General features: G+C 71.7%; 25 protein-coding genes and 3 pseudogenes. 13 read left to right on the top strand and 15 right to left on the bottom strand.

Annotation, left to right across the window (positions count from 1 at the left end):
* Positions 1–66 precede the first annotated feature (66 nt).
* Together sigJ and ACZ7DL_RS20180 are read left to right on the top strand one after the other, a co-directional pair.
* Positions 67–1,011 (top strand): RNA polymerase sigma factor SigJ, encoded by a 945-nt coding sequence (gene sigJ, locus ACZ7DL_RS20175; RefSeq protein WP_470775586.1) that lies wholly within the window; start codon positions 67–69, stop codon positions 1,009–1,011.
* A gap of 93 nt (positions 1,012–1,104) precedes the next feature.
* Entirely contained in the window at positions 1,105–2,319 is a 1,215-nt protein-coding gene (locus ACZ7DL_RS20180; RefSeq protein ID WP_470775587.1) for an NAD(P)/FAD-dependent oxidoreductase, read from the top strand.
* Between the two features lie 83 nt (positions 2,320–2,402).
* Here the strand turns inward: ACZ7DL_RS20180 and ACZ7DL_RS20185 are convergent, their stop codons facing one another.
* From ACZ7DL_RS20185 to ACZ7DL_RS20225, 9 genes are all read right to left on the bottom strand, one after another.
* The gene (locus ACZ7DL_RS20185) at positions 2,403–3,611 is read right to left on the bottom strand and encodes an MFS transporter (RefSeq protein WP_470775589.1); all 1,209 of its coding nucleotides are present in this window, start codon (positions 3,609–3,611) and stop codon (positions 2,403–2,405) included.
* Between the two features lie 178 nt (positions 3,612–3,789).
* The gene (locus ACZ7DL_RS20190) at positions 3,790–4,284 is read right to left on the bottom strand and encodes an N-acetyltransferase (protein WP_470775590.1); all 495 of its coding nucleotides are present in this window, start codon (positions 4,282–4,284) and stop codon (positions 3,790–3,792) included.
* A gap of 288 nt (positions 4,285–4,572) precedes the next feature.
* Positions 4,573–4,860, bottom strand: coding sequence for an SCO5918 family protein (locus tag ACZ7DL_RS20195; protein ID WP_470775592.1), 288 nt, complete (start codon positions 4,858–4,860; stop codon positions 4,573–4,575).
* A gap of 32 nt (positions 4,861–4,892) precedes the next feature.
* On the bottom strand, positions 4,893–5,300 hold the full coding sequence (locus tag ACZ7DL_RS20200; protein ID WP_470775594.1) for a CBS domain-containing protein: 408 nt from the start codon (positions 5,298–5,300) through the stop codon (positions 4,893–4,895).
* Between the two features lie 80 nt (positions 5,301–5,380).
* Positions 5,381–6,889, bottom strand: a complete 1,509-nt coding sequence (locus tag ACZ7DL_RS20205) for a DEAD/DEAH box helicase (protein ID WP_470775596.1) — start codon at positions 6,887–6,889, stop codon at positions 5,381–5,383.
* Between the two features lie 243 nt (positions 6,890–7,132).
* Positions 7,133–7,336, bottom strand: a complete 204-nt coding sequence (locus ACZ7DL_RS20210) for a cold-shock protein (RefSeq protein ID WP_007383480.1) — start codon at positions 7,334–7,336, stop codon at positions 7,133–7,135.
* A 466-nt stretch (positions 7,337–7,802) separates the two neighbouring features.
* A complete protein-coding gene (locus ACZ7DL_RS20215; RefSeq protein ID WP_470775598.1) occupies positions 7,803–8,273 on the bottom strand; it encodes a DUF5994 family protein in 471 nt (156 codons plus the stop codon).
* 216 nt (positions 8,274–8,489) lie between these two features.
* Positions 8,490–8,750 (bottom strand): hypothetical protein, encoded by a 261-nt coding sequence (locus ACZ7DL_RS20220; RefSeq protein WP_470775600.1) that lies wholly within the window; start codon positions 8,748–8,750, stop codon positions 8,490–8,492.
* Between the two features lie 120 nt (positions 8,751–8,870).
* Entirely contained in the window at positions 8,871–9,074 is a 204-nt protein-coding gene (locus tag ACZ7DL_RS20225; protein ID WP_470775602.1) for a hypothetical protein, read from the bottom strand.
* Here ACZ7DL_RS20225 and ACZ7DL_RS20230 point away from each other — a divergent pair.
* Positions 9,061–9,729 carry a hypothetical protein gene (locus tag ACZ7DL_RS20230; RefSeq protein ID WP_470775604.1) on the top strand — a complete coding sequence of 223 codons (669 nt, stop codon included), beginning with the start codon at positions 9,061–9,063 and terminating at the stop codon, positions 9,727–9,729. The two genes, ACZ7DL_RS20225 and ACZ7DL_RS20230, sit on opposite strands and share 14 nt — an antisense overlap.
* 15 nt (positions 9,730–9,744) lie before the next feature.
* Here the strand turns inward: ACZ7DL_RS20230 and ACZ7DL_RS20235 are convergent, their stop codons facing one another.
* The 3 genes and pseudogenes from ACZ7DL_RS20235 to ACZ7DL_RS20245 form a co-directional block, all read right to left on the bottom strand.
* The gene (locus ACZ7DL_RS20235; RefSeq protein ID WP_470775606.1) at positions 9,745–11,529 is read right to left on the bottom strand and encodes a SpoIIE family protein phosphatase; all 1,785 of its coding nucleotides are present in this window, start codon (positions 11,527–11,529) and stop codon (positions 9,745–9,747) included.
* A gap of 394 nt (positions 11,530–11,923) precedes the next feature.
* Positions 11,924–12,001: pseudogene (locus ACZ7DL_RS20240) on the bottom strand (CBS domain-containing protein); the annotation flags it as partial.
* An 809-nt stretch (positions 12,002–12,810) separates the two neighbouring features.
* On the bottom strand, positions 12,811–13,245 hold the full coding sequence (locus ACZ7DL_RS20245; protein ID WP_470775778.1) for a MarR family transcriptional regulator: 435 nt from the start codon (positions 13,243–13,245) through the stop codon (positions 12,811–12,813).
* A 202-nt stretch (positions 13,246–13,447) separates the two neighbouring features.
* Between ACZ7DL_RS20245 and ACZ7DL_RS20250 the strand changes: the two genes are divergently transcribed.
* From ACZ7DL_RS20250 to ACZ7DL_RS20270, 5 genes and pseudogenes are all read left to right on the top strand, one after another.
* Positions 13,448–14,620, top strand: a complete 1,173-nt coding sequence (locus tag ACZ7DL_RS20250; RefSeq protein WP_470775608.1) for a PP2C family protein-serine/threonine phosphatase — start codon at positions 13,448–13,450, stop codon at positions 14,618–14,620.
* Between the two features lie 132 nt (positions 14,621–14,752).
* A pseudogene (locus ACZ7DL_RS20255) lies at positions 14,753–15,022 on the top strand (RsbRD N-terminal domain-containing protein); the annotation flags it as partial.
* Positions 15,022–15,282 (top strand): annotated as a pseudogene (locus tag ACZ7DL_RS20260) (STAS domain-containing protein); the annotation flags it as partial. The pseudogenes ACZ7DL_RS20255 and ACZ7DL_RS20260, both read left to right, overlap by 1 nt.
* Complete coding sequence (locus ACZ7DL_RS20265; RefSeq protein WP_470775610.1) at positions 15,282–15,725, top strand: anti-sigma regulatory factor; 444 nt, start codon at positions 15,282–15,284, stop codon at positions 15,723–15,725. The pseudogene ACZ7DL_RS20260 and the gene ACZ7DL_RS20265, both read left to right, overlap by 1 nt.
* A gap of 209 nt (positions 15,726–15,934) precedes the next feature.
* Positions 15,935–17,125, top strand: a complete 1,191-nt coding sequence (locus ACZ7DL_RS20270) for a PP2C family protein-serine/threonine phosphatase (RefSeq protein WP_470775611.1) — start codon at positions 15,935–15,937, stop codon at positions 17,123–17,125.
* A 55-nt stretch (positions 17,126–17,180) separates the two neighbouring features.
* Here ACZ7DL_RS20270 and ACZ7DL_RS20275 read toward each other — a convergent pair whose 3' ends face one another.
* On the bottom strand, positions 17,181–17,675 hold the full coding sequence (locus ACZ7DL_RS20275) for a MarR family winged helix-turn-helix transcriptional regulator (protein WP_470775612.1): 495 nt from the start codon (positions 17,673–17,675) through the stop codon (positions 17,181–17,183).
* 285 nt (positions 17,676–17,960) lie between these two features.
* On the opposite strand from ACZ7DL_RS20275, the gene ACZ7DL_RS20280 reads away from it, so the two are divergent.
* From ACZ7DL_RS20280 to ACZ7DL_RS20295, 4 genes are all read left to right on the top strand, one after another.
* Complete coding sequence (locus ACZ7DL_RS20280; RefSeq protein WP_470775614.1) at positions 17,961–18,410, top strand: MarR family winged helix-turn-helix transcriptional regulator; 450 nt, start codon at positions 17,961–17,963, stop codon at positions 18,408–18,410.
* A gap of 188 nt (positions 18,411–18,598) precedes the next feature.
* Positions 18,599–19,843 (top strand): PP2C family protein-serine/threonine phosphatase, encoded by a 1,245-nt coding sequence (locus ACZ7DL_RS20285; RefSeq protein WP_470775616.1) that lies wholly within the window; start codon positions 18,599–18,601, stop codon positions 19,841–19,843.
* A gap of 100 nt (positions 19,844–19,943) precedes the next feature.
* A complete protein-coding gene (locus ACZ7DL_RS20290) occupies positions 19,944–21,515 on the top strand; it encodes a sensor histidine kinase (RefSeq protein WP_470775779.1) in 1,572 nt (523 codons plus the stop codon).
* Positions 21,512–21,970, top strand: a complete 459-nt coding sequence (locus tag ACZ7DL_RS20295) for a response regulator (protein WP_470775617.1) — start codon at positions 21,512–21,514, stop codon at positions 21,968–21,970. The genes ACZ7DL_RS20290 and ACZ7DL_RS20295 overlap by 4 nt, the downstream gene beginning before the upstream one ends.
* A gap of 6 nt (positions 21,971–21,976) precedes the next feature.
* Here ACZ7DL_RS20295 and ACZ7DL_RS20300 read toward each other — a convergent pair whose 3' ends face one another.
* Together ACZ7DL_RS20300 and ACZ7DL_RS20305 are read right to left on the bottom strand one after the other, a co-directional pair.
* Complete coding sequence (locus tag ACZ7DL_RS20300; protein WP_470775619.1) at positions 21,977–22,822, bottom strand: RNA polymerase sigma factor SigF; 846 nt, start codon at positions 22,820–22,822, stop codon at positions 21,977–21,979.
* Between the two features lie 205 nt (positions 22,823–23,027).
* The gene (locus ACZ7DL_RS20305) at positions 23,028–23,372 is read right to left on the bottom strand and encodes a helix-turn-helix domain-containing protein (RefSeq protein WP_470775621.1); all 345 of its coding nucleotides are present in this window, start codon (positions 23,370–23,372) and stop codon (positions 23,028–23,030) included.
* 639 nt (positions 23,373–24,011) lie between these two features.
* Between ACZ7DL_RS20305 and ACZ7DL_RS20310 the strand changes: the two genes are divergently transcribed.
* Positions 24,012–24,386, top strand: a complete 375-nt coding sequence (locus tag ACZ7DL_RS20310; RefSeq protein WP_470775623.1) for a hypothetical protein — start codon at positions 24,012–24,014, stop codon at positions 24,384–24,386.
* Positions 24,387–24,541 lie beyond the last annotated feature (155 nt).

Here is a 24,541-nt window from a genome sequence, read left to right on the forward strand (position 1 = left end):
GCCCCGCCACCGAGGCAGGCCCGTAATACGGCGGCCGTCGCGCGGCGCGAAGGCTAGGATCCGGCCATGGCCCTGACCATGAACGACGTAGACCGGTTCGAAGCGTCCAGGCCCCGCCTGGAGGCCATCGCCTACCGTCTCCTCGGCTCCGCGAGCGAGGCCGAGGACGTCGTGCAGGAAACGTTCCTGCGCTGGCAGGGCGCCGACGTCGACCGCGTCGAGGTCCCCGAGGCCTGGCTGACGAAGGTGCTCACCAACCTGTGCCTCAACCAGCTCACCTCGGCCCGCGCGCGGCGCGAGACCTACGTGGGCCAGTGGCTCCCCGAGCCGCTGCTCCCCGGTGACCCGATGCTCGGCCCCGCCGACACCGCCGAACAGCGCGAATCGGTGTCGTACGCGGTCCTCACCCTGCTGGAGCGGCTGACCCCGGGCGAGCGGGCGGTGTATGTGCTGCGGGAGGCGTTCGACTACCCGCACCGGGAGATCGCCGAGATCCTCGACATCACCGAGGCCGCCAGCCAGCAGATCTTCCACCGTGCCAAGAAGCATGTCGCGGACGGCAAGGCCCGCACCGAGATCGACCGGGCCGCCGCCCGGCGGATCATCGACGAGTTCCTCGCGGCCGCCACCAGCGGCCGGACCGAGCCGCTCGTACGGCTGCTCACCCAGGACGCCATCGCGATCGGCGACGGCGGCGGGAAGGTCCCGGCCCGCACCAAGGCGTTCGAAGGCGCCCTCGCGGTCGCGAAGTTCATGCGCGGTCTGTTCAAACCCAGCGAGGCCAAGCGCGCCCTGGTCGGCGGCTCACCCGATCTCTACGCCACCACCGCCAACGGCGGCCCCGCCCTCGTGGTGGTCGTGGACGGCCGGGTCATCGGCGTCATGTGCCTGGAGATCACCGCCGAGGGCATCGCCGCGTTCCGCAACCAAGCCAACCCCGACAAGCTGGAGCGTGCGAACCGGCGGTGGGCGGCCGCCGACCACGGCGAAGCACTGCTCAGGGCCTTCTGACAGCCATGTGACCCGCTTCACACCGCACTTCTGTCAGGAAACGGCGGGCCGCCCGGTTCAAGGGGCGAATCCGCTGAAGACAGGAGCAGGGACATGCAGCACCGCATCGTCGTCCTCGGAGCCGGATACACCGGAGCGATCGCCGCCGGGCGCCTCGCCAGGCGGCTGCACCGCGAGGACGTCGCCATCACCCTCGTCAACGCCGAGCCCGACTTCGTCGAGCGCGTCCGGATGCACCAGCTCGCGGCCGGTCAGCAGCTCACACCCCGGCCGTTGAGCGAGATGTTCGCGGGCACCGGTGTGGAACTGAGGGTCGCGAAGGTCACCGGCGTGGACGTCGACCGCAGGGCGGTCACCGTCACCGACGCGCACGGCCCGGCGGAACTCGCCTACGACACCCTGGTCTACGCCCTCGGCAGCGGCTGGGACGACCAGGGCGTCCCCGGCACCGCCGAGCACGCCCACGAGATCGCCGGCCGCCCCGGCGCGCTCCGTCTGCGTGAGCGGCTGGCCGGCCTGGCCGCCGGACAGCCCGTGGTCGTGGTCGGCGGCGGCCTCACCGGACTGGAGGCCGCGACCGAGATCGCCGAGGCCCGCCCCGACCTCGACGTCGCCCTCGCCGCCCGCGGCGGCCTCGGCGACTGGCTCTCGCCCAAGGGCCGCCGGCACCTGCACAAGGTCTTCGGCACCCTCGGCATCACCGCGCACGAGCACACCGCCGTCACCGCCGTCGGGCCGGACCGCGTCACCACCGCCGACGGCGGCACGATCCCCGCCGCACTCACCGTGTGGACCACCGGCTTCGCGGTCCACCCGATCGCGCAGGCCACCACCCTGGACGTCACCGGCACCGGCCAGATCGTGGTCGACCGGACCATGCGCTCGGTGACGCACCCGGACGTGTACGCCGTCGGCGACGCTGCCCTGGTGACGGGCCCCGGCGACAAGCCGCTGCGCATGTCCTGCGCCTCGGGCGTCCCCACCGCGTGGCAGGCCGCCGACGCCATCGCGGCCCGTCTGACCGGCACAAAGGTTCCTCACGTACCGATCCGCTACTACAACCAGTGCATCTCGCTGGGCCGCAAGGAGGGCCTGATCCAGTACGTCACCGCCGACGACCGCGCCGTCCGCACGGCCCTGACGGGGCGCCTCGCCGCCCTCTACAAGGAGCTGATCTGCAAGGGCGCGGCCTGGGGCGTTGCCCACCCGACCCTGACACCGACCCGCCGGCGCCGCGTCGTACGGCCCCACGCCCAAGTGGCCTCACCGGCCGAGCCGGTGCTTCAGTCGCCCATGAACCACGGGTGATGCGTGCAGTTCCAGGTCGGTCCCCTCGCTCCCTGACGCGCACGGGCCGGGAGCGCGTGAGGGCTGTGCAGCCGACGCGGCCGTCAGGGCCGTACCTCCTTCCCGCGGGGCCTGGCCGGCCGGCCACGGGCGACCAGGCACGCCGGTACGGCCACGGCGGCGCCGATGTACAGCAGCACCGGGTAGTCCAGGGCATGCACGATCTGCCCGCCGACGGCGCCGGCCAGGGACAGGCCCACGAACAGCGCGCTGTTGTTCCACGAGAGCATCGCGGTCGCCCGCTCGGGGAACAGGTCGACCAGGTGGCGCTGCTGCGCGGGGAAGAAGGCGTAGGCCGCCAGCGCGAACAGGGCCAGCGCGCAGGCCAGCGCCCAGGTGACGGGGAACGCGAGGGCGACGACGGCTTCCAGCACCGCCGTCAGCGCCAGCGCCGACCGGGTGACCCGCACGGCGTCGGCCCGGTCCGCGAACCGGCCGCCCACCTGCCCGCCGACGACGGCCCCGATGCCGTAGACGGCCAGCAGCCACGTCACGGCGGTGGCCCTGCCGTCGGAGTGCAGCGCGACCGCCAGGAAGGTGTACAGGCTGTACACGGAGAAGGCCCACAGGGCCGTCACCGCGACGGCGGACACCGCGACGCCCGTGCCGGGCCGCCCGGCCCGCTGCGGCGCCCCCGGCGGGGCGGCGGCCGCCGGGACCGGACGGGCACGCCAGACGAAGGCATGGGGGAAGGCCAGCAGGAACGTGCCCGCGGCGAGGATGACGAAGGCGACCTGCCAGCCCACGTACCGCCCCAGCAGCGATCCGGCCGGGGCGCCCACCCACAGGGCGGTCAGCAGGCCCGATCCGACCACCGCCAGCACCTGTGCCCTGGCCTGGGCCCGCGCACGGGTGCTGACCAGGGCGTACACGGTGGGGCCGGTCGCGGCGGCCGCGACACCGGCCACCACGCGGGCCACCAGCAGCACACCGAAGCCCGGCGCCAGAGCGGTGCCGATGTTGGCCGCGGAGAACAGCACCAGGGCCACCACCAGGACGGTGGCGCGGTCCCAGCGGTCGGAGACCCGGCCGGCGACGGGCGAGGCCACCACGTACGCGATCGAGAAGGCCGTGATCAGCAGGCCGCTGCCGGCCGTGGAGACGGCGAACGACGCGGCGATGTGCGGGAGCAGCGGCGCCACCACGAACAGGTCGGTGCCGACCAGGAACTGCGTCAGCCAGGCCAGCGCGACCGGCCCGGCGGACAGTCCGGGCACCGCGTCGGCGGCCGGCTCGCCGCGGTGCGCGTGCATGGTCCGACGCTAGAGCCTCCCCCGGGGCGCGGCCATCCGGCCGCTCCCGCTGCGCACCCGCGCGTCAGGGAGACGGCCCGACGTCTCCCGCAAAGACGATCATCTGATCGGTGCGGCTCCGGCGCAGGCAGAAGTCAGCTCGGCCGCTGCCGAAGCCCGCTCGGTACTCAGCGGGGGTTCAGACGGCGTCCGGGAGCGCGAGCCACTCCTTCCAGGGGAGGTCGCGGCCGATGAGACGCGGCGTGCGGAAGGGCCACACCTCGGCGATCCACCGGGGGACGAGCGCGTCCAGCTCGCGTTCGAGGTCGGTGCCGACCTTGTCGTCCACGACCCACCAGGAGATCTCGGCATCGGCGCCGGCCTTCTGCGGCGGGTCGATGTACACGCAGCCGAGCAGGGCGGTGCCGGCGTCGTCGAACAGCGCGTAGTTGAAGGACTTGTGCTCCACCATCTCCTGCTCGTGGCGCAGCAGATCCGCATAGTCCTGGTCGTACGTCATGGTGGCGGGAGGCCAGCCCCATGCCTCGCCGTAGAGGGACCACAGCCGCTCTCGCGAGCCCATGACGGCCGGGTAGTCGAGCTCTGTGTCGGCAGCGGAGATGGGACGCAGGTGATGGCCGCCGGGGAGCGGCACGTGCAGAGGGCGGGCGAAGTCAGCAGGAAGCCAGTTCATGAGCCGCGAGGCTAACCGCTGCTCCGCGGCCACACCATCGACATATCTCGCGGCCCGCGCGGCTGCCGGGGTGCGGCACGCACGCGCCACACCCGGTTGTCGCCGGGCAGCCCCGCGACGACAACCGGGGGAGCGGGCCGAACCGGCCTCGCGCGTCGACGGCTCATGGCCGAACCGTCGGCCCTACGGGACGCGGCTCGCGCGTCCGGTCCGCCACAAGCCGGGTGCCACATCCTCCGGCTTCCAACCCGCGGACGACGCATCATCTGCCGCCGCCCTCGGAAAGCGTCACCAGCCGAGCGCGTCCTCGGCGCTTCGCGCATCGCCGGCCGGGGCGACCGGGCGCGCCTCATGGCAGGTGAAGCCCAGCCGGGTCAGGGCCCGGCGCATCTCGCCCACGGTGAAGTCCCGGCGGTTCTGCCTGGTGATCACTTCGCCGACCTGCATCACGGGGTAGATGCGGCGGCCGATGGTCACGGACACACCGGTGACCGGTTCGGGCGTGATGCCGCTCATGGCCTGCTCGACCTCACTCTTGATCAGGTCGAAGGGGAAACGGGCGATGACACAGCGCATGGATGCCTCCGGAACAGAGTGGGGAACGACGGTCAGGGGGCGAGAGCCAGGACGCCCAGGGCGTATCCGTGCTCGTCGATCACGGGGGACACGTCCAGGGTCCGGCCCCGCATGGCGGCTTCCGCCTCGCCGAGCAGGGCCAGCGACGAGGTGAACGGTCCGCGGTCGAGCGGGATGTCCCGCAGCCGCGTCCGATCGCTGTACCACGAGCCGCCGCGGTGCGCGGCCAGCTGGGCCCGGGTGACCAGTCCCGTGCACCGCCCGTCCTCGTCCTGGAGGAGCAGGTGCGGGACGCGCGCACCGATGAGTACGGACAGGGCCACGTCGACGGCCATGTGGTCGTCGACCTGCGGTCCGGGGGCGTGCATGGCGTCGCGGGCGGTCAGACCGGTGCCTGCGGTGCTGCAGGCCGGCTGGGTTCGGGGCGGAAACGGCGTCAAGGGCTTCTCCTCGTCGGCGGGGCGGGCAGGACGGGCGACGGCTCGTTCCGACCGCAGGGAGCGCTTCCCCCGTGTTCGGGCTATGCGTTGTTCTTCCGAGCGGGTCGACGGCCTCGGGCGGCGGGCCGGCCCCTGCGCTGCCGTCCGGTGGATTCCTTGCCCTCGCGTCGTCCGTCGGCCGGTGCGGGGAGGGTGACGGGCACGCCGGAGGGGGTCCGGGCGCCGGTGATGCGATGCAGTTCGGGCTCGCCTGGGCGGATCCGCACGGTGTGCGGCGTGATGCCGGCGTCGCCCATCAAGCGGTCCATCGCGCGGCGCTGGTGCGGAAGGACGAGGGTGACGACGGTGCCTGACTCGCCGGCGCGGGCGGTACGGCCGCCGCGGTGCAGGTAGTCCTTGTGGTCACCGGGCGGGTCGACGTTCACGACGAGATCGAGGCCCTCGACGTGGATGCCACGGGCGGCGACGTTGGTGGCCACCAGGACCGTGACATGGCCGTCCTTGAACTGGGTGAGCGTCCGGTTGCGCTGCGGCTGGGACTTGCCGCCGTGCAGGGCCGCGGCACGCACACCGACGGACAGCAGGTGCTTGGCGAGCCGGTCCGCCGCGTGCTTGGTGTCCAGGAACATGATCACGCGTCCGTCGCGGGCGGCGATCTCGGTCGCGGCGGTGTGCTTGTCGTCGTCGTGCACGTGCAGCAGATGGTGCTCCATCGTGGTGACCGCTCCCGCGGACGGGTCGACCGAGTGCACGACAGGGTCGTGGAGGTAACGGCGTACCAGCAGGTCGATGTTGCGGTCCAGGGTGGCCGAGAACAGCAATCGCTGGCCGCGGGCCGGGACTTGGTCGAGCAGTGCGGTCACCTGCGGCATGAACCCCATGTCGGCCATCTGGTCGGCCTCGTCCAGCACGGTGACGGCGACCTGGTCCAGTCGGCAGGCTTCGCGCTCGATCAGGTCCTTGAGGCGGCCGGGTGTCGCGACGACGACCTCCGCGCCGGCGCGGAGCGCACTCACCTGACGGCCGATCGACACGCCGCCCACCACGGTGGCGAGCCGCAGGTGCAGGGCACGGGCGTAGGGGGCGAGCGCGTCGGTGACCTGCTGGGCCAGTTCCCGGGTCGGTACCAGGACGAGGGCGAGCGGCTGCCGGGGCTGGGCCCGCTGTCCGTCCAGACGGGCGAGCACCGGCAGGCCGAAGGCGAGCGTCTTGCCCGAGCCCGTACGACCCCGGCCCAGGACGTCGCGGCCCGCCAGCGCGTTCGGCAGCGTGGCCGCCTGGATCGGGAAGGGCACGGCGACACCCTCGGTGTCGAGGGCGGCCGACAACCGTACGGGCATGTCCAGTTCGGCGAACGTCTCGACCGCCGGCAGCGGCTCGGTGAGGGTGACCGGCGGGGCGAACTCCTGCCGGCGCGCGGCGGGGCGGGTGCCCTGGCCGGTCTTCCGTCCGGTGCCCGGACGGGCACCCTGGCGGCCCGTCCCCTGCGTACGCGAGCGGCTGCCGGGAGCCGAGCCCGCCGAACGCGTGGACCTGCCGTCCGCGCGGAAGCCACCGGAGGCACCGGCGGTGCGACGCGTGCGGTTCATGGAGGAACCTTCCTCGATGCGGCGTATCGAGGAATTCCGTCCGACGGCATGACCGTACGAGGATTCGCAAGAATGAGCCGAAGAAAAATGTGAGAAGCCGGGCCTCTTACTGCTGAAGCCGGAGTTGCCCGTGGTCCGGCAATCCGGAGGCGGGCAGGGAATGGGCTGAGGCCCGCACCCCAAGAGCGCGGGCCCCAGCCACATGATGCGCGAGCCACTGGCTCGCGACGATTCGCGTCAGCGTCAGGCGGGAACGATGTTCTCGGCCTGCGGGCCCTTCTGGCCCTGCGTGACGTCGAAGGTAACCTTCTGGCCTTCCTGAAGCTCGCGGAAGCCGGAGGTGGCGATGTTCGAGTAGTGGGCGAACACGTCAGCGCCGCCGCCGTCCTGCTCGATGAAGCCGAAGCCCTTTTCCGCGTTGAACCACTTCACGGTGCCAGATGCCATATTGAATCTCCCTTGGGGGGCAGTGCCGGACTCCGCACTTTACGGAAGCCGAGTCGCCGCGATGATCACCCCTCCGGAAAGATCCGGAAAGCTCTGCAAAGAAAAATTCTCTGGCAACCAAAACTGCAACTGCTATCACGCTAACACAGGTCGGGTGGCGGCGGCCATGCGTTTTCCGGATCTTCCGGTAATTCTCGTCCCGCCGCAGACCCTAATTCTGTACCGGCGGCACCAGGTATTCGTGTCGCGCTCGGCCGGCTTCCGGGGAGGCAGGTGGCCTCGACGGGGGTGCCCCGGCCGACCGGATCACGGGCGCGGGCCCGGGTGTGCACCCGCACTCCGCGGTGTCAGCACGGTATGCCCCGCGGCAACCCTGGTGCCGCGAGGTACAAAGATGTGGTCTCGCCGGAACAGATTTCCGTGCGCGGCCGGACCAGCTCGGCTCCGTGTGCCTCCCCCTCGTGCGCTACCGGCGCCAGGTCGCGGCGACTGCCAGCATCCGTGTGGCGGTCAGCGGGTTGCCGGGGTCGGCCGCGGCGGTCATCAGCCGGGCGGCTGTTCCGGCACGCTCCGCGGGCGGTACGACCAGAAGGACCCAGCGTCCCACGGTGCCGCACTCCAGGGTGATGACGTGCGCTTCGCCTCCGGGTCCGGCCGGCTCCACGGCGATCACCCGGCCGGGCGCCATGACCGTACCCGGCGCGCCGGGCCATGCGGCAGGATCCACCGTGACCCGTACCGTCGCGCCCGAGCCCGGCTCCAACGAGTCGAGGAGCGAGGGAAGTTCGAGCTCCAGGGCGTTGCAGCGCGGCCACCAGGCCCCGTCCAGCGGGCCGTGACCGACGTCCGGGGTGAGGGTCAGGCGAGGCAGGGGCATGCGGTACGTGTGCCCGTCGCCCGGTGTCGGGCCGTCGGCCGGCGTGCTGCTGAGCTCCATCGTGCGGTCCCGTTCCGGGAGTCGCCGGGCGACTGCCCGTTTCGTCACTCGCCGGGAACGGCACCGCCGGTCGCGCTGCGCGAAAAGCTCTCGGTGCGGTCAGGCTACCCGTGATCGGGGGAAAGCGGACCGGTCGGACGACCGTTCTCATGGGGGAGGCTCATGGGGCAGGCCGGGGCGCGACGACGGCGGTTCCGCGTGGCGTGACGCGCCGGGTCACACCTCATCGGAGTGCGTCTGCACCTCCTGTCCCGGCTCGCTGGTCGCGAGCCAGGACCGTGCGGGTTCCGCGGCGTGCCCGGTGTCGAGGGTGAGATGGAGCCGGGTCCCGCCTTCCCGGCCGGCGGGGTAGCTGCGCTGCTCGGTGGAGGCGAAGCAGCGGCGGAGCACTTCGGCGACGCGCCGGGCCACCTCCGGAGTCGCCGCGACGATGCGGACCTCGGCGTGCCCCTCGGCGGGCAACGGCTCCTGCTCCATACGTACCTCCTGGCAGGCGACGGGTGACAACCGGCATGCGCTCCCCGTCCGGGACGCCGGGCGACGCTGCGGGGGCCGTGGCGCGTTTCCGCGGCGGCCCTCGTCTGAAGGGTATGCCGGTCACCGGTGGCCGTGCGTGCAGCGACCGACCGGCGGTCCGGCCGCCTGCCGGGCCGCCGTTGCGGACTCGGCCGGGAGTACGGTGGAGATACCGAGGGCACGCCGCGCACCGGCTCCGACACCGGTGCCGCTCTCGGCGATCGACGACGCCGGGCCGGTCCTGGACCGCTCCCGGGGCAGGGTCCGCCCGATGACCGCGCTCATACTTCTCCCGGCTACGGCGAACCTCCCCGCTCCGGGCACGCCGCGCAGGGGCACGCCGGGCCGACCGAAGCGGCAGCAGGGATCCTCGCCCCCCGAGGGAGCACGCCTGCGTGAGCTGAGCCGTGGTCAGGTCGAGGATTTCCGGCAGGAACTGGGGGATCTGTACGCGCAGACCTCCGGCGGCAGCCCATGGGCGTGGAACCAGGCGCGCACTGCCTTTCTGCGGCATCTCGCGGCCGAGGCACGACGGCCCGGGTTCGCGCTGCTGATCGCGGAGACCACCGCCTTGACCGGATGCGCCTACGGCTTTCCCGCGGGTGGCGCCGGTCCGTGGTGGGCGGGCTTCGACGGACACGTGCGGGGCGGTCTGCTGCGCCGCGCCGCCCTCGGGCGGCTCTTCGTCGTCTCCGGGATCGTCGTCCCGCCCCGTGTGCGCTGGGAGCACCAGAACCGCACCTGGAACCTCGCCCGGCGCATGCAGCGGCGCCTGCTCGCCGACCAAGGTGCCGCGCTCGGAGTCGCGTTGGTCGACGCCCGGGACGACGGGACCGTGAAGACGTTGCGGTCCTGGGGGTGGCGGAGCGCCGGGGACGACACCCGTACGGCGGTGCCGCCCGGCCCGTTCCGCGTTCTGGTGCTGACTCCGGAGGGGTGAGCCCTCCGCCGTCGGTCATGGCTCGCGCCCGGTTCGGGGCCCGGGCAGGCGTACGGCGAGGAGGGCGATGTCGTCGGTGCTCCCCGGGGGCATCCGGGCGGACAACTGGTCGCACAGGGTGTCCAGCGGTTCGTGGGCGAGGGCGAGGGCGTGGCGGCGCAGCCGGCCGAGCCCGGTGTCCAGGTCGCTCCCGGGAACCTCGATCAGACCGTCGGTGTAGAGCAGGAGCGTGGATCCCGGCGGAAGGGCGAGGGCGGCGCTCGGCCGGTGGCCGCCGGCGTGCGGGTGCGTGCCGAGGAGCAGACCCTGCCCGGCTTCGAGGTACTGCGCGTTCCCGTCGGGGGTCAGCAGCAGGGGCGGCGGATGCCCGGCGCTGGTCCAGCGGAGCGTCCAGGGGCCGGTGTCCGGTCCTTCCAGGCGGGCGAGGACGAGGGTGGCCATCGGCACGCTGGTGATCGCGTGCATGGCGTCGTCGAGACGGTCCACGACGGCGCCGGTCGACCCGCTGTGGTCCCAGACGAGGGAACGCAGGATGCCGTGCAGCTGCGCCATGCCGGCCGCGGCGGTCAGATCGTGGCCCACGACGTCGCCGATGACCAGGGCTAGCGTGCCGTCCCGCAGGGTGAACGCGTCGTACCAGTCGCCGCCGACCTGGGAACCGGCCGGAGCGGGCTGGTACCGAGCGGCCAGCTGGACCCGCCCGTGCCGGGGCAGCGGGGGGAGGAGGTTGCGCTGCATGGCTTCGGCGACCGCGCGCTGGCGGCCGAACCGGCGGGCGTTGTCGATGACCGGGCCCACCCGGCGGCCGATGTCGCTCACCACGTCCACATCGCCGCTGCGGAAGGGATGTGCCGAATCGGTGCGGACCAGCGTCAGGGCGCCGGTGACCTGCCGTCTGGTGCCCAGCGGCACGGTGATGACGGATGCCGCGCCGGTCGCTCGGAGAAAGGCACTGTGCACGGCGGCGAGGGGCGAGTCGGGCGGTACGTCCGTGCCCGACCGGTCCTGGAGGACGGGGCCGCCCCCGTGCAGCACCTGGACCAGGGGCGAGTGGCCCGCTTCCCCGGCCGGCGGAAGGTGACCGCGCCAGTCCTCCTGCCGGGCGTCCCGGCCCTCGGGGCCGGTCACCGCCACCCGGTGCACCTGGCGGGGGCCCACCCGCAGGTCCACCGCCGCCCAGTCGGCAAGACGGGGAACCAGAAGCCGGCCCAACCGGGCGAGGGCCTCGTCCACTTCGAGGGTCTGCCCGAGCACGTCGGTGATCTCGGCGACGAGTTTCAGCCGCTCGGTGAGATCCTCCAGGGCGCTCGTCCGGGCGGCTCGCTCCGCTCGCTCGGCCCGTTCCGACTGTTCCGCACGTTCCGCGTGTTCCCGGCGGCCACGGCGGTCCGCCGCGGTCTCGACGATCAGTACGACCATGCCCGCGCAGCCGCCGCTGTCCGTGAGAGGCGTGGCCGACCAGGAGATCGGGACCAGCCGTCCATCACCCCGCAGGCACCTGTCGTCGTCCCCGCACGCCGAACGCCCCTCGTCCAGTGCCCGCAGCAGCGGGCAGCGCTCCCGGGGGATCCGGGCGCCTCCCGGGTCCCGATGGCACAGGTCGTGCACGTCCTGGCCGTACATCGCCGCCGCCGGGCGTCCCAGCAACCGCTCGGCGGCCGGGTTGACCGCGACGATCCGCCCCGCCGGGTCCAGTACGGTCACGGCCGTGCCCAACTGCTCGACCACCCGGTGCCACAGACCCGGTTCCGCCGTCGGCAGCCGCCGCTCCGGCTCGCCGCCGGGCCTCACGTCCTCCATCACGCGCCCACCCCCCTCACGGGACACTTCTGCGCCGGGGCCTGGCCCCCGGGTCATCGGAACTCCGGCGCCCAGATGATCCCGTACGAGAACCTGCCCGCTCGGTTGCCACGACGATCCGCCGGACCGGCGCCTGCCGCTACCCGGCCGGGCCGGTGGGACAAGGACCTGATCACCGGCGTTGCCGACCGGGACCCGCCCGGCCTGCCGGAGGTCACCGGCACGGACCGCAGGAGCCCTCACGGCCCTCGCCACGGGCAACGGCGTGCCCGGCGGGATCACGACCTCCTCGCTGCCGTCGCCTCCACGCTACTCTCCGCCCGCCCGCCCAGTGGCCGGCTACGAGCCCTCGGCGATGTCCCGGACCCGGCGGTGCCCGTCAGTAACCTGTGCCCATCAGCCGGGCCGCGTCCAGGGCGTCGCTGTCGACACTCACCGACTCGTACTCCACCGCCAGATCACGTGCACGCACGATCGGCTCCTCGTCTGACTGCTCCCTACCTCAGCCCAGCGTCGTACCGGAGCGCCCTCCGCGCCAGGCCGTCGCAGGGAGACATACGCACCACCCCTCGCGCCGCTCCGAAACCGTGAACGGCACAGCGCGGGCAGCCGTTTCAGGAAGGGGACGGGCAGCGACATGGACTCGCGGGTGGTCCGCACCGGTCCGGCGGTGAGGACGCAGCATGTTCACACGAGCACCCGGTAGCCGAGTGCCGAATGGGCACCCGTCCACGGCTGTCTGCCGGGAGGGAGCCCGAGCGTGGTCGTCGTCGCATGCCTTCTGCTGCCGATCGTGGGACTGCTGCTGTACGGCATGGACCGTGTCGAGGACTGGCTGATGCGCTCGTCCCGGCCACCGCGTCATGCCCGTGCCCGTCACCTGCGTCTGATCCAGGGAGGCGGGCGGGGGGCCGGTACCCGGTCACATACCGGCCGGCGGTCGTCCGACGCCGCTTGACGTCGAGCCGAGGTGAGCCACGGGCACAAGCCGTGCGCCATGCGCGGCGGCTTCCCGCGATGGCCCTGAACATGCGCCGTACCCCTCCTTCGGAGACATGACGCACACGCTCCGGCAGAACTTGCCGCCACGGGGTATCCGGGTTCGAGCAGGGGCTGTCAGACACACTGTTGCCGTTTGACAACAATAGCCATGACGCAACAAAGTAACGTGTCGGATGTGCACGGGGAAGGACCTGGAATGCTCCGGTGGACGGAGAGCACTCCGTGTGCTGGTCGCCATCGCCGAAAGGCAGCGGTGGCACCGGTGCCGCGAACGGTGGCTCAGGCGGTCTGGCTGCCGGAGTCCGATGCGTCGTCGAGTATCTGCGTCGCCGCGGTGGCGCAGAACGCTTCCAGCCCCTCCATCAGTGCGACCCGCTTGGCGGCGGGCATATCCGCCAGCACCTTCCGCAACTCCCTCTCCCTGCGGGTCCGCAGGTCGGCGAGGAAGGCGCGACCCCGGCTGCTGAGGTGCAGGCGCACCTCCCGCCTGTCCTCCGGACTCGCCACTCGCTCGACGAATCCGGCGGCTTGCAGCCGGTCGCACAGCCTGCTGGTGGACGGCGGGGTGGACGCCAGCAACTCGGCGAGCGTGCGCAGGTTGATGCCGTCGTGGTGCTCGAGGATGTGCAGCACGCGCAGTTGGGACGCAGAGGTGGGCGCGGTCGAGGCACGGCCCCACACGACTTCCAGCAGCTCGACGGCCGTGGTGGTCACACGCGCGACCTCGTCGGGCTCTGGGCGGCGGCGGAAGGCAGTCACGGTCACACTCTCGCAGGCACTGGGGCGCCTGTCAGCGTACTAGGCACGCCCGCTGGCTGCGGGTGCCCCAGGGATGACCGACGCGGTTCGTCAAGGAGCTCGGCCTCGTGGGTGAGGCACGTACGTTGTCCGGCGAAGGATTGGTGAATACTCCCTTATGAACAGATTTATGGCCGCTGAACGCGCTCTGCGCACAGCGGCTCCCCACGCATTGCTCGACGCCATCCGTGCCGTACTGATGGAGCAGTACGGCGCGGAGGACGTCGAGCTGTTCATGGCCGACTACGGCCTGAGCGTGCTCCAGCCGGTCTCGGTTCTGCCGCACACCCTGGAGCCGGTGTCGGTGCACAACAGCCCGGCCGGCCGCGCTTTCGGCTCGCAGCGGCCGTACTGCGAGGACGGGCGCGACGGGCGCGCCCGCCTGCACCTTCCGGTCAGTGTGCGCGGCGACCGGCTCGGGGTGTTGACCGTGACCCTGCCCGGCGCCGACGCCGTTCGCCGCTGGGAGCAGGAGCTGGCCGACATCGCCGACGTGCTGGGGCACGAGGTGATCGTGGCCGAGCGCGACACCGACCTCTATCTCCAGGCGCGCCGCAAGGACCGGCTCACGCTGGCCGCCGAGATGCAGTGGCAGCTGCTGCCCGGCCGCTCCTGCTCCCGCCCCGAGTACGAGCTGGGGGCGCAGCTGGAACCGGCGTACGCCATCTTCGGTGACAATTTCGACTGGTCCGCCACCGACGACCACCTCATGCTGTACGTCACCAACGGCATGGGCGAGGGCATAGAGGCGTCGCTGCTGACGAACCTGGCCATCAACGCGCTGCGCAACGCCCGGCGCGCCGGTATCCCCATCGCCGACCAGGCGGCCCTCGCGGACCAGGCCGTCTATGCCCACTACCGGGGGCGCTGCTACCTGTCCGTCCTGATGTTCGACTTCGATCTGGCCACCGGCCGGGCCAGTGTCGTGGACGCGGGCTCTCCCCAGTTGCTGCGGCTGCGGGACGGTTCCGTGGAGCACGTCACCTTCGACGCCCAACTGCCCCTGGGCATGTTCGAGGAGACCGACTACGTCGTCCAGGACTTCCGGGTCGAGCCCGGCGACCGTCTCGTCTTCGTCAGCGACGGAGTGCACGCGGTGGACTCCCCCAAGGGCGAGGCGTACGGGGACACCGCTCTCGCACGGGCGATCCACTCCACACGGCTGCTGCCCGCCGCCGAGGTGCCGCGCGCGATCCTGCGGGAGCTGACCGGCCACCGCGGCAAGCCTGTCCCGGACGACGACGCCCTGATCGTTTGCCTGGACTGGCACGGGCGGCCGGCCGGTACGTGAGCGGCGGCATCGCGCGGGTGTGACGATCGCGTGTTGGCTGCCCCGCGCCCTCGCCCTCATGCTTGTCATGCGGCAATAATTGCGTGATGGCTCGCCGTCGGACCGGCCGTAGGCGCTCGCAGCAGGGAGACGATGCAGATGGCGGAGCACGACACGACACCCGGAGTGGTGCAGGAGCTGGGCGCCTTTCTGGGACGGCGCCGTGAGCAGATCGCCCGGCGATGGGCGGACGCCGCGCTGTTCCGTACCGTCTTCACCGTCTCCCGGGACGAGGCGGGCAAGGCCGTGGTGGACGCCCTGGCCGAGGTGGCCCGCACCGGGCTGCTGGAGGACGTCGACGCTCCGGGCTTCGGAGCCGTCCGGGACCAGCTCGGCCGCATGGCCGCCGCCCGCTCCCGGGCGGCGGCGTGATCGACATCTCCGGCATGGAGATCGTCGACTCCTTCCCCGGTCGCATACTGGCCGAGATCGCCGCGAGCGCACGCCTGCCGGCCACCCGCACCGTCCTGGCCGGCATGCGTCCCGCCGTGGCCATCACCCTGGTCGAGCCGGGCCTCGCCCTGCCCGGCCCGGACACGGCGCTGGACGCCGAGAGGGCACTGTCCCTGCTGGGCCACGGCCTCCCGGCAACCCCATCCGCTCGCCCGGAAGAGGGTGCGTGATGCATGCCCCACCCGCCTCGACCACCCGCCTGCCCATCGGCTCGGACGCGGACCTGTCCTGGGTGCGCCGGCATGTGCGCAGGGTCGCCGCCGACCTCGGATTCAGCCTGGTGCAGCAGACGAAGCTGGTGACCGCCGTCAGTGAACTGGCCCGCAACACTCTCGTGCACGGGGGTGGCGGGCACATGGATATGACCCGGCTGGGGGAGGGCGCCCGGCGCGGGCTGCGGCTGTCCTTCGTGGACGCCGGCCCCGGCATCCGCGACGTCGACCTGGCGATGACCGACGGCTACACCTCCGGAGGCGGCCTGGGCCTGGGCCTGAGCGGTGCCAGACGGCTCGTCCAGGAGTTCGCCCTCGACAGCCGCCCCGGCCGGGGCACCACCGTCACCATCACCGACTGGGTCTCCGGCCTGCCCGCGCCCCGCACGGGTGCGCCATGAGCAGGGTCTGGGACACCCCGGTCCCCGCGAGCAGGAGGGTCACCCGGGCATCGTGGGGGCCCGGGGCGCCGGCGCTGGAACGAGCCCGCTTCCTCCACACCCTGACCTCCACCGGGCAGGAGCAGCGCGGGTAGGCATAGCGGTCCCTGCCTGGCCGAGCTCCTGCAAGAGGGTCCACCGGCGGTAGCGTGGAGCCGACGAGGCGAGAGGTGGATGCCGTGAAAGCCTTCGAACCGTTTCCGTCCGCGGAAGCCCAACTGCGCGCCGCCGCGCCGCACGCACTGGTCGCCACGGCTCGCCGGCTCCTCGCCGAGCGGGTCGGAGCCCACGAGGTGACCCTCCTCCTCGCCGACTACGGACTGACCGTCCTCCAGCCGGTGTCGTCCCACCTGCCGCACACCAGCATCCCGGTCCCCGCCCACGACGGCCCCGCGGGCAGCGCCTTCCTCGCCCAGAAACCGGTGGTCGAAGTCCTCCACGAGCCGGCCGGCCACCTGGTGCACCTGCCCATCACGGTGCGCGGCGACCGCCTGGGAGTCCTCTCCGTACGGCTGCCCCCCGGGGCAGCCGACCCGGACACCGTGCTCCGGCTCGGCGACTTCGCCACGGCACTCGGCCACGAGGTGGCCACCGCCGGCCGCGACACCGACCTCTACCTCCAGGCCCGCCGCACCCGCCGCCTCACCCTCGCCGCCGAGATGCAGTGGCAACTCCTCCCCGGCCGCGGCTGCGCCCGCGAGGAATTCGTCATCGGGGCCCACCTCGAACCCGCCTACGCCATCGGCGGCGACAACTTCGACTGGTCCACCAGCGCCGACCACCTCGTCCTCACCGTCACCGACGGCATGGGGCAGGGCATCGAGGCCTCGCTGCTGACCAGCCTCGCGGTGGGCGCCCTGCGCAACGCCCGCCGCGCCGGTATCGCCCTCGCCGACCAGGCGTGCCTCGCCGATCAGGCCGTCTACGCCCAGTACGGCGGCAAGGTGTACGCCTCCACGCTGCTGCTGCGCTTCGACCTGGCCACCGGCACGGTACGCGCGGTCGACGCGGGTTCCCCCCAGCTGTTCCGGCAGCGCGACGGGCTCACCGAGCGGATCGAACTGGACGCGCAGCTGCCGCTCGGCATGTTCGAGGAGACCCTCTACGAGGAGCAGACGTTCCAGGTCGAGCCCGGCGACCGTCTCATCGCGGTCAGCACCGGTGTGCACGGCACCCGCTCCACGGCAGGCGATCTCTTCGGCGAACGGGCCCTGCGCCAGATTCTCGGCGCCACCCGCCCCGCACAGCCGCACGAGACGGCACGGGCGGTCGTCGCCGGGCTGGTCGAGCACTACGGCAGCCAGGAACTGATGTCCGACGCCGCCGTGGTCTGTCTCGACTGGCACGGCCGCCGCACCTGACCCGCCCCGGTCAGGGCCGCGGTCCGTCGGCTTGCCGGCCGGTGCCGTTCCGCGGTCAGGAAGGCCCGATTCGGCCGGTGCCGTCCTGAGCGGTCAGGAAGGCCCGCATGCCCCGGCTCAGCGCCTCCCGCTCGGCGGGCTTCATGCCGGCGAGGACCACGGCGAGCGCCTGTGATCTGCGCTCGGCCACCTCGCTCAACACCTGCCGGCCGCGCCCCGTGAGCACCAACTGCACCTCACGTCGCTTGTGCGGATGCAGTAGACGTTCCAGGAGGCCCGCAGCCTCCAGCCGGTCGCACAGTCGGCTGGCGGTCGGCGGACCTATCTCCATGCCCTCCGCCAGCGCGGTGAGATTGAGCCCCGGCTCGGCCTCCAGGATCCGCAGGGCCCGCAACTGGTGCGGCGACAGCCGCAGACTCGCGCCCTGGGCGGCCACCGACCACAGATTCGCGAGACCGTCCACGGCATCGGCGATCTCCCGCGCGACGGACAGGAGATCGTCCCCCGGTCCGTGCGGCTGGTCGTCCCCGGAGCCGCTGAGACGAGTCACGAACACATCGCTTTCAGTAATGGCCTGCCCATACGGATACCACCCTCATTCAAACGCGGTACCCGACGAGCCGCCGGGCAAGCACCGCCTGTTCGGGTGCGTGACCCTCTCGCGGTCGCCGCGTCGGCCGCAACAGCAGCGACAAGAGTCGCTCACATGGCCGATCACGGGCGGGGATTCGTCGTGCTGCGGTACAGGTCAGTGCATTTTCGAACAAAGCGGCGGGGCTGAAGTGCCGCCCGCTGGGTAAGCCCGCTACTCGACGGCATCGTGGAAGGGGAAAACATGTCAGTGGAACCCGAACCTGCCGAAGTATCGCCGGTGGCGGAACACGTCGCGGCATCGATGATCGAGCTGTGGCGGCGGGCACACGAGGACGTCGCACCGACGATGTCCGGCGAGCAGATGCGCGCCCTGCTCGCTCTGGAAAGCGGTCCGGGCGACCCGACCAGGATCGCCGAGTGTCTTGGCGTCGACGCCGCCTCGATGACTCGGCTGCTCGACCGGTTGGAGCAGCGCGGGTTGGTGCGCCGCGTCCCGTCCGGAGCGTTCACCCTCACCGGCGGCGGCACGTGCGTACTGGAAGTGACGCGTCAGCGCCGCAGGCAGCTCATGGAACAGGCTGCGGTGGCGGCCGCGCCGTCGGACCGCCCGGTGTTGCGTGACATGCTCGACCAACTGTATGGACGGCCGCGCCCGTTGGCCCGGGTGCCGCGGAGCCGTTCGCCGCGCTGACCGGTCGGCCGGAGCCAGGCGGCAGACGTCGGGGGAAGGCGCGTCGTGGCCGGAAAGCATCTCCGGCCCGGTGTGATCACACCCCCGGGGGACAGAACGGGTCGCTGCCAGTACGCTTCGTTCGTTGTCCTATGGCAATGAGGAGCACCGAGAGGCTCGGCCGAGCGTTGGAGGGGGAAGCAGGACGGATGCTCCCAACACAGCATGGGCTTGTCGGCGCACGGGTCTCCCCCGACTCCCCCACGGTGGCGGGAGCGGCATGGGCCTGGCAGGAGCCCTCGGTGCTCCTGATCGAGGACGACGAGGCGGACGCCCTCCTCGTGGAGGAGCTGGTCGCCGACTGTTCGCCGGGGATGCGGCTGACCTGGGTACGCTCCCTGGCCGAGGCGCGCGCCGTACTGGCGGCGGAGGCGCCGGACTGCGTCCTGCTGGATCTGCACCTGCCCGACTCCCATGGGCTGGACGGCGTGGCCCGGGTGCGGCAGTACGCGGATGTCGCGGTCGTGGTGCTGACCGGACTGGCCGAGGAGAGCACCGGGCTGGCGGCGGTCGCTGCGGGCGCACAGGACTACCTGGTCAAGGGACGCGTCGAGGCGGAGCTGTTCGGCCGGGCGGTCAGGTACGCGATCCAGCGCAAGCTGGCGGAGCAGGCGGCCGCGGCCTTGCAGGCGGGCCAGCTGCGGGCGGAGGAGAACCGGCGGCTGGAGCGCGGACTGCTGCCCACGCCGCTGCTGCACGACGCGACGGGCCTGGAGGTGGTCGCCCGCTATCTGCCGGGCCGGGAACAGTCGCTGCTCGGCGGGGACTTCTATGACGTCGTCCAGACCCCGGACGGCTGCGTGCACGTGCTGATCGGTGATGTCTCGGGACACGGCCCCGACGAGGCGGCGCTCGGGGTGGGGCTGCGCATCGCCTGGCGCACGCTCGTGGTCAGTGGTGCCACCGGTGCCCGGCAGCTGAGCACGCTGGAGGAGATTCTCGTGGCCGAACGCACCGGCGAACAGATCTTCGCCACGCTCACCAGCATCGAACTGCCGCCCGACGGCCGCTCGGCGCGGGTGATGCGCGCCGGCCATCCCGGGATGCTGCTGCGTGCCGGCGACGGCGTGGGCTGGGTCGAGGTGCCCGGGGGACCGGCGCTCGGGGTGCTGCCGGTCGGTGCGGCCCGCTGGCCGGTGGAGCACCTCACGCTGCCGGACGGCGCGGGAATCGTGCTGTTCACCGACGGCCTGTTCGAGGGCCGGACCGGCCCCGGGAGCGAACGCCTCGGGGAGGAGGGGCTCCTGGAACTGGCCCGTTCGGTGGCGACCCTGCCGGCGGAGGCGTTCGTGGACGAACTCATCGGCCGTGCCGAGGCGCTGGCCGAGGACTACGGCGGTCTCGCCGACGACGTGGCCGTGCTCCACCTGCGGTGGCACCGGCAGCCCGAGTGAACGAGGAATCGTGACGGTGACAACGCCCCCCGTATCGCCCAGCCCCCGCCGGCGCAGCCGGATCACCGTGCAGGGCTGGTTCCACCTGGCACTCGCCGTGATGATCACCCTGGTGGTGACCGGCTCGGTGATCGGCGCGGAGCTGCTGGCGCGGACCGCGCGCGTCTCCGACCAGCTGCTCGAGGACATCCAGCCGGCCCGTGCCGAGGCGCTCCGCCTCCAGAACGCCCTGCTGAACCAGGAGACGGGTGCCCGTGGTTACGTCCTGGCGGCGGACCGGCAGTTCCTCACCCCGTACACCGAGGGGCAGCGGGCCGAGCACGACTCCGCCACCCGGCTGCGGCATCTCGTCGGCGACCGGACGACCCTGCGCCAGGACCTGGACGCCATCGAGCGCGCGGCGGCCGACTGGCGCCGCGCGTACGCCGATCCCCTGATCGCAGGTGTCACCCCGGGCGCTCCCCGGCCGGCCGGCCAGGCCACCACCGAACGCGGCAAAGCCGCCTTCGACCACATCCGCGCACTGTTCGGCACGCAGAACAGACACCTGATCCAGGCCAGGGAACAGGGCAGGAGCGAGCTGGCGCACATCCGCACCGTACGGAACTGGGTGCTGGCCGGCATGGTCGCCGCCTTCCTGCTCACCGCCGTGGTCCTCGCCGTACTGGTCCAGACCCTGGTCGCCCGGCCCTTGGGCCGCCTGCGGACCGCGTCGCGCCGGGTGGCCCAGGGCGAGTTCCAGCACCGCATCAGCGCCGAGGGACCCGCCGACATCCGCGCCATGTCCAACGACGTCGAAGCCATGCGCCGGCGTCTGGTGACCGAACTCGACGCCTCCCGCGTGCAGCACGAGCACCTCACCCGGCAGGCTGCCGACCTGGACGCCCAGGCGGTGGAGCTGCGCCGCTCCAACGCCGAGCTGGAGCAGTTCGCCTACGTCGCCTCCCACGACCTCCAGGAGCCGCTGCGCAAGGTCGCCTCCTTCTGCCAGCTGCTCGAAAAGCGATGCGGGGACAAACTCGACGAACGCGGCAAGCAGTACATCGCATTCGCTGTCGACGGCGCCAAGCGCATGCAGACCCTCATCAACGACCTGCTCACCTTCTCGAGGGTCGGACGGGTCAACGACGCCCATGTACCCGTCGCCCTGGGGCAGACCCTGGACAAGGCGGTGGCCAACCTCACCGCGGCGGTCGAGGAGTCCGCCGCCGTGATCGAGCGTCCCGACACGGTGCCCGAGATCACCGGCGACCCGACGCTGCTGGTCATGCTCTGGCAGAACCTGATCGGCAACGCCATCAAGTTCCGTGACCCCGACCGCGCACCCCGCATCCGGATTACCTGCGAGCCCGATCCCGACGCCGACGAGGGCACCGAAACCGTCCGGCTGAGTGTGACGGACAACGGGATCGGCATCCCCGAGGAGTTCGCCGAGAAGGTCTTCGTCATCTTCCAGCGCCTGCACGGCCGGGACGCCTACGGCGGCACAGGCATCGGCCTGGCCGTCTGCAAGAAGATCGTGGAGTTCCACGGCGGTCACATCTGGATCGACACCACCCACACGGGCGGCACCCGCTTCTGCTTCACGCTGCCCACCGCCCCGGCCCGCAACGCCCCGTCGCCCGCCGGAACGGTCCCCGCCCGCACCACCCCGGAAGGACAAGCCGTATGACCGCGCCCGCCGCAGAGCCCATCGAGGTCCTCCTCGTCGAAGACGACCCCGGCGACGAGCTGATGACCCGCGAGGCGTTCGAGGACAACAAGATCGGCAACACCCTGCACGTCGTCCGGGACGGGGAGGAGGCCCTCGACTTCCTCTACCGCCGCGGCGCCTACGCCCAGGCCCCGACCCCCGACCTGATCCTGCTCGACCTCAACCTGCCCAAGTACGACGGCCGGCAGGTCCTGGAACGCATCAAGTCCGACCCGGACCTCGCCCACATCCCCGTCGTCGTCCTGACGACGTCCTCCGCCGAGGAGGACATCCTGCGCAGCTACAAACTCCACGCCAACGCCTACGTCACCAAGCCCGTCGACCTCGACCAGTTCATCGCCGCGGTCCGCCAGATCGACGAGTTCTTCGTGACGGTCGTACGCCTGCCCCGTCCGAACCTGACGCAGAGGTGAGACGGGTCAGCCGGTGGCGAGCATGCCCGAGCGCAGCCGCGTCAGGATGCGGGAGATGAGACGGGAGACGTGCATCTGCGAGACCCCGAGTTCCTCGCCGATCTCCGCCTGGGTCCTCTCCTCCACGAACCTCAGATGCAGGATCCGCCGCTCCCGCTCATCCAGTCCGGCGACGAGCGGGGCGAGGGCGTGGAAGTCCTCCACGAGTTCGAGGGCGGTGTCCTCTTCCCCGATGAACTCGGAGAGGGCCGCCTCACCCTCCTCGGAGTCACCGCTGATCGCGGCGTCGAGGGAAGCGGAGTTGTAGCCGTTCGCGGCGACCTGGACCTCGACGACCTGCTCCTCGGTGAGGTTCATCAGGGCGGCCAGCTCGGAGACCCGGGGAGAACGTCCCAGACGGCTGCGCAGCTCCTCGCTCGCCTTGGCGAGTTCGGTGCGCGCCTCCTGGAGCCGGCGCGGCACGTGGACGGACCAGGAGGTGTCCCGGAAGAACCGCTTTATCTCACCGACGATGTACGGCACCGCGAAGCTGGTGAACTGCACCTCACGGGAGACCTCGAACCGGTCGATCGCCTTGATCAGGCCGATCGTGCCGACCTGGACGACGTCCTCCATGTCCTGACCGCTGTTGCGGAACCGGCGAGCGGCGAAGCGCACCAGCGACATGTTCATCTCGATGAGCGTGTTGCGCGCGTACTGGTACTCGTGCGTACCTTCCTCGAGCACGGCGAGCCGGTCCAAGAACGTCTTGGTCAGCTCACGGGCGTCCTGGGGCGCGACCTTCTGCGGATCCGCGATCTCCGGCAGCTCCGTGTCGGAGCCGGTCACCGTACCGACAAGTGCCGTCGTCATCCCAGGCCCTCCTGCTGTCCGTGCCCGCTCCCGTCAGCGAGTCATCAAGGCCGCGCCTACCCGCTCGGGGAGCCATCATGTCCGGCACCCGGGGCCGCTCTCGGCCCGGAAGGCTGCGGGCATCGAGGGCCCGTCGTGTGCAGGCGCCCCCTGTCACGCGAACGGCTGCCGGACGGCGCTGCGGACACGGCCCGTGCCCGCGTGTTCAGGAGGAGGGGGTGCTGCCCGCCGATTCCTTGGCGGCACGGCGGTACTCGGCGTTGATGCGCTGTGCTTCCTCGAGCTGGTCCTCGAGGATGACGATGCGGCACGCGGCCTCGATGGGGGTCCCCTTGTCGACGAGCTCGCGGGCGCGAGCGGCGATCCGCAGCTGGTAGCGGGAGTACCGGCGATGTCCTCCCTCGGAGCGGAGCGGAGTGATCAGGCGTGCCTCACCGATCGCTCGGAGGAAGGCCGGAGTGGTGCCGAGCATCTCGGCTGCCCGGCCCATCGTGTACGCGGGGTAGTCGTCGTCGTCCAGACGATCATTCAGAGGGTTGTCCGATGTCATGTCACCTCGCTGTGCAACGCGTCGAGGGGCCCCGGTGCCGTACGGCACCAGGGCCCCGAAGGGAATTGAACACCATCTGTCGGCCCTACTGCTGTGCCGACCTTCTGTTTCCGCTACCGGGCCCGGCAGGGCGGAGCGGGGGATCGCAGCTGCTTGACCGGGGACCACCATCCATTCCGGGGTCTTGCGGTACCCGAGCCGAGTGCTTCTCGGGCCGGGCGATCCTGATGGCGTCTGCTCCTCCGTTTCCTCTTCGAACCAACCACTGAATGAACCGGTACTGCTGTGGGCAGCTCCTCGACGTGCGAGCCGCCCAGTGCGGCTCTCGGTCCCGTCACCCTTCTGGGAACCCTCTGGCTTCGAGGCCCGAGAGCCGCACTGACCTGCGTACTTCGTGTCCAGTCACCCGCCAGTTCGTGTCTGGGGGTCTCGTTCGACCGTGTCTACGAGAAGAAGCGTACCCATGTCGGAAACGAAAGTCTACTGCGGCAAGAGTAGATTTCATTCGTTCGGCGGAGGGAGTACCCTGCCGCGACCGTCCCTCACCGGTCGGTGGGGCGCCGCCTCCCGCCGCCCTCGCGGCCGCTTGGCACCCCACGGGCGGTTCGGGGACGGGCGGGCCGCATAAGCTCTGCTGTCATGTCGAACCCTGATGAGCTCCTCGTCGCCATCTCCGCCGCGGTGGAGTCCGAGCGAAGCAATCAGATGTCGCTGACCGTGGTCGTCGGCGGTGCCGTCATCACCGGCCGGCTGGCTCCCGAGGCCGTGTGGAGGGAGCGGGTGGCGGAGGTCCTGAAGGACTCGGACCGTCTCGGCCCGTTCTCGGACGTCTTCGCCCGCGGCACGCGAGGGAACCGGCCCGACCGCGGCGAGGCGCCCACGCATCTGCACTTCCATCTCGCCCGGATCCTGCAGGGCAGCCTCGGTATCCCGGAGACCGGCGGCATGTACCGAGTCGCGATCAAGGACGTCAGCGCATGGACCGTGGGCGACCTCAGCTACTTCGACCAGTGAGACGCGGTCTTCGCCCCTGATCCGGCCGGCGGTGTCCGAGCGGACGGCGACACAGCGGTGGGGGCCCCGTTGAAGGGCGTCGGGAAGGCCCCCCCCGGGGTCCCTGGGCGGTTTTCCGCCCCTCCTCACCCTGGTTGTCTTCCCCCCTCGCACCC

It is taken from the genome of Streptomyces sp. NPDC036984 (assembly GCF_055607665.1).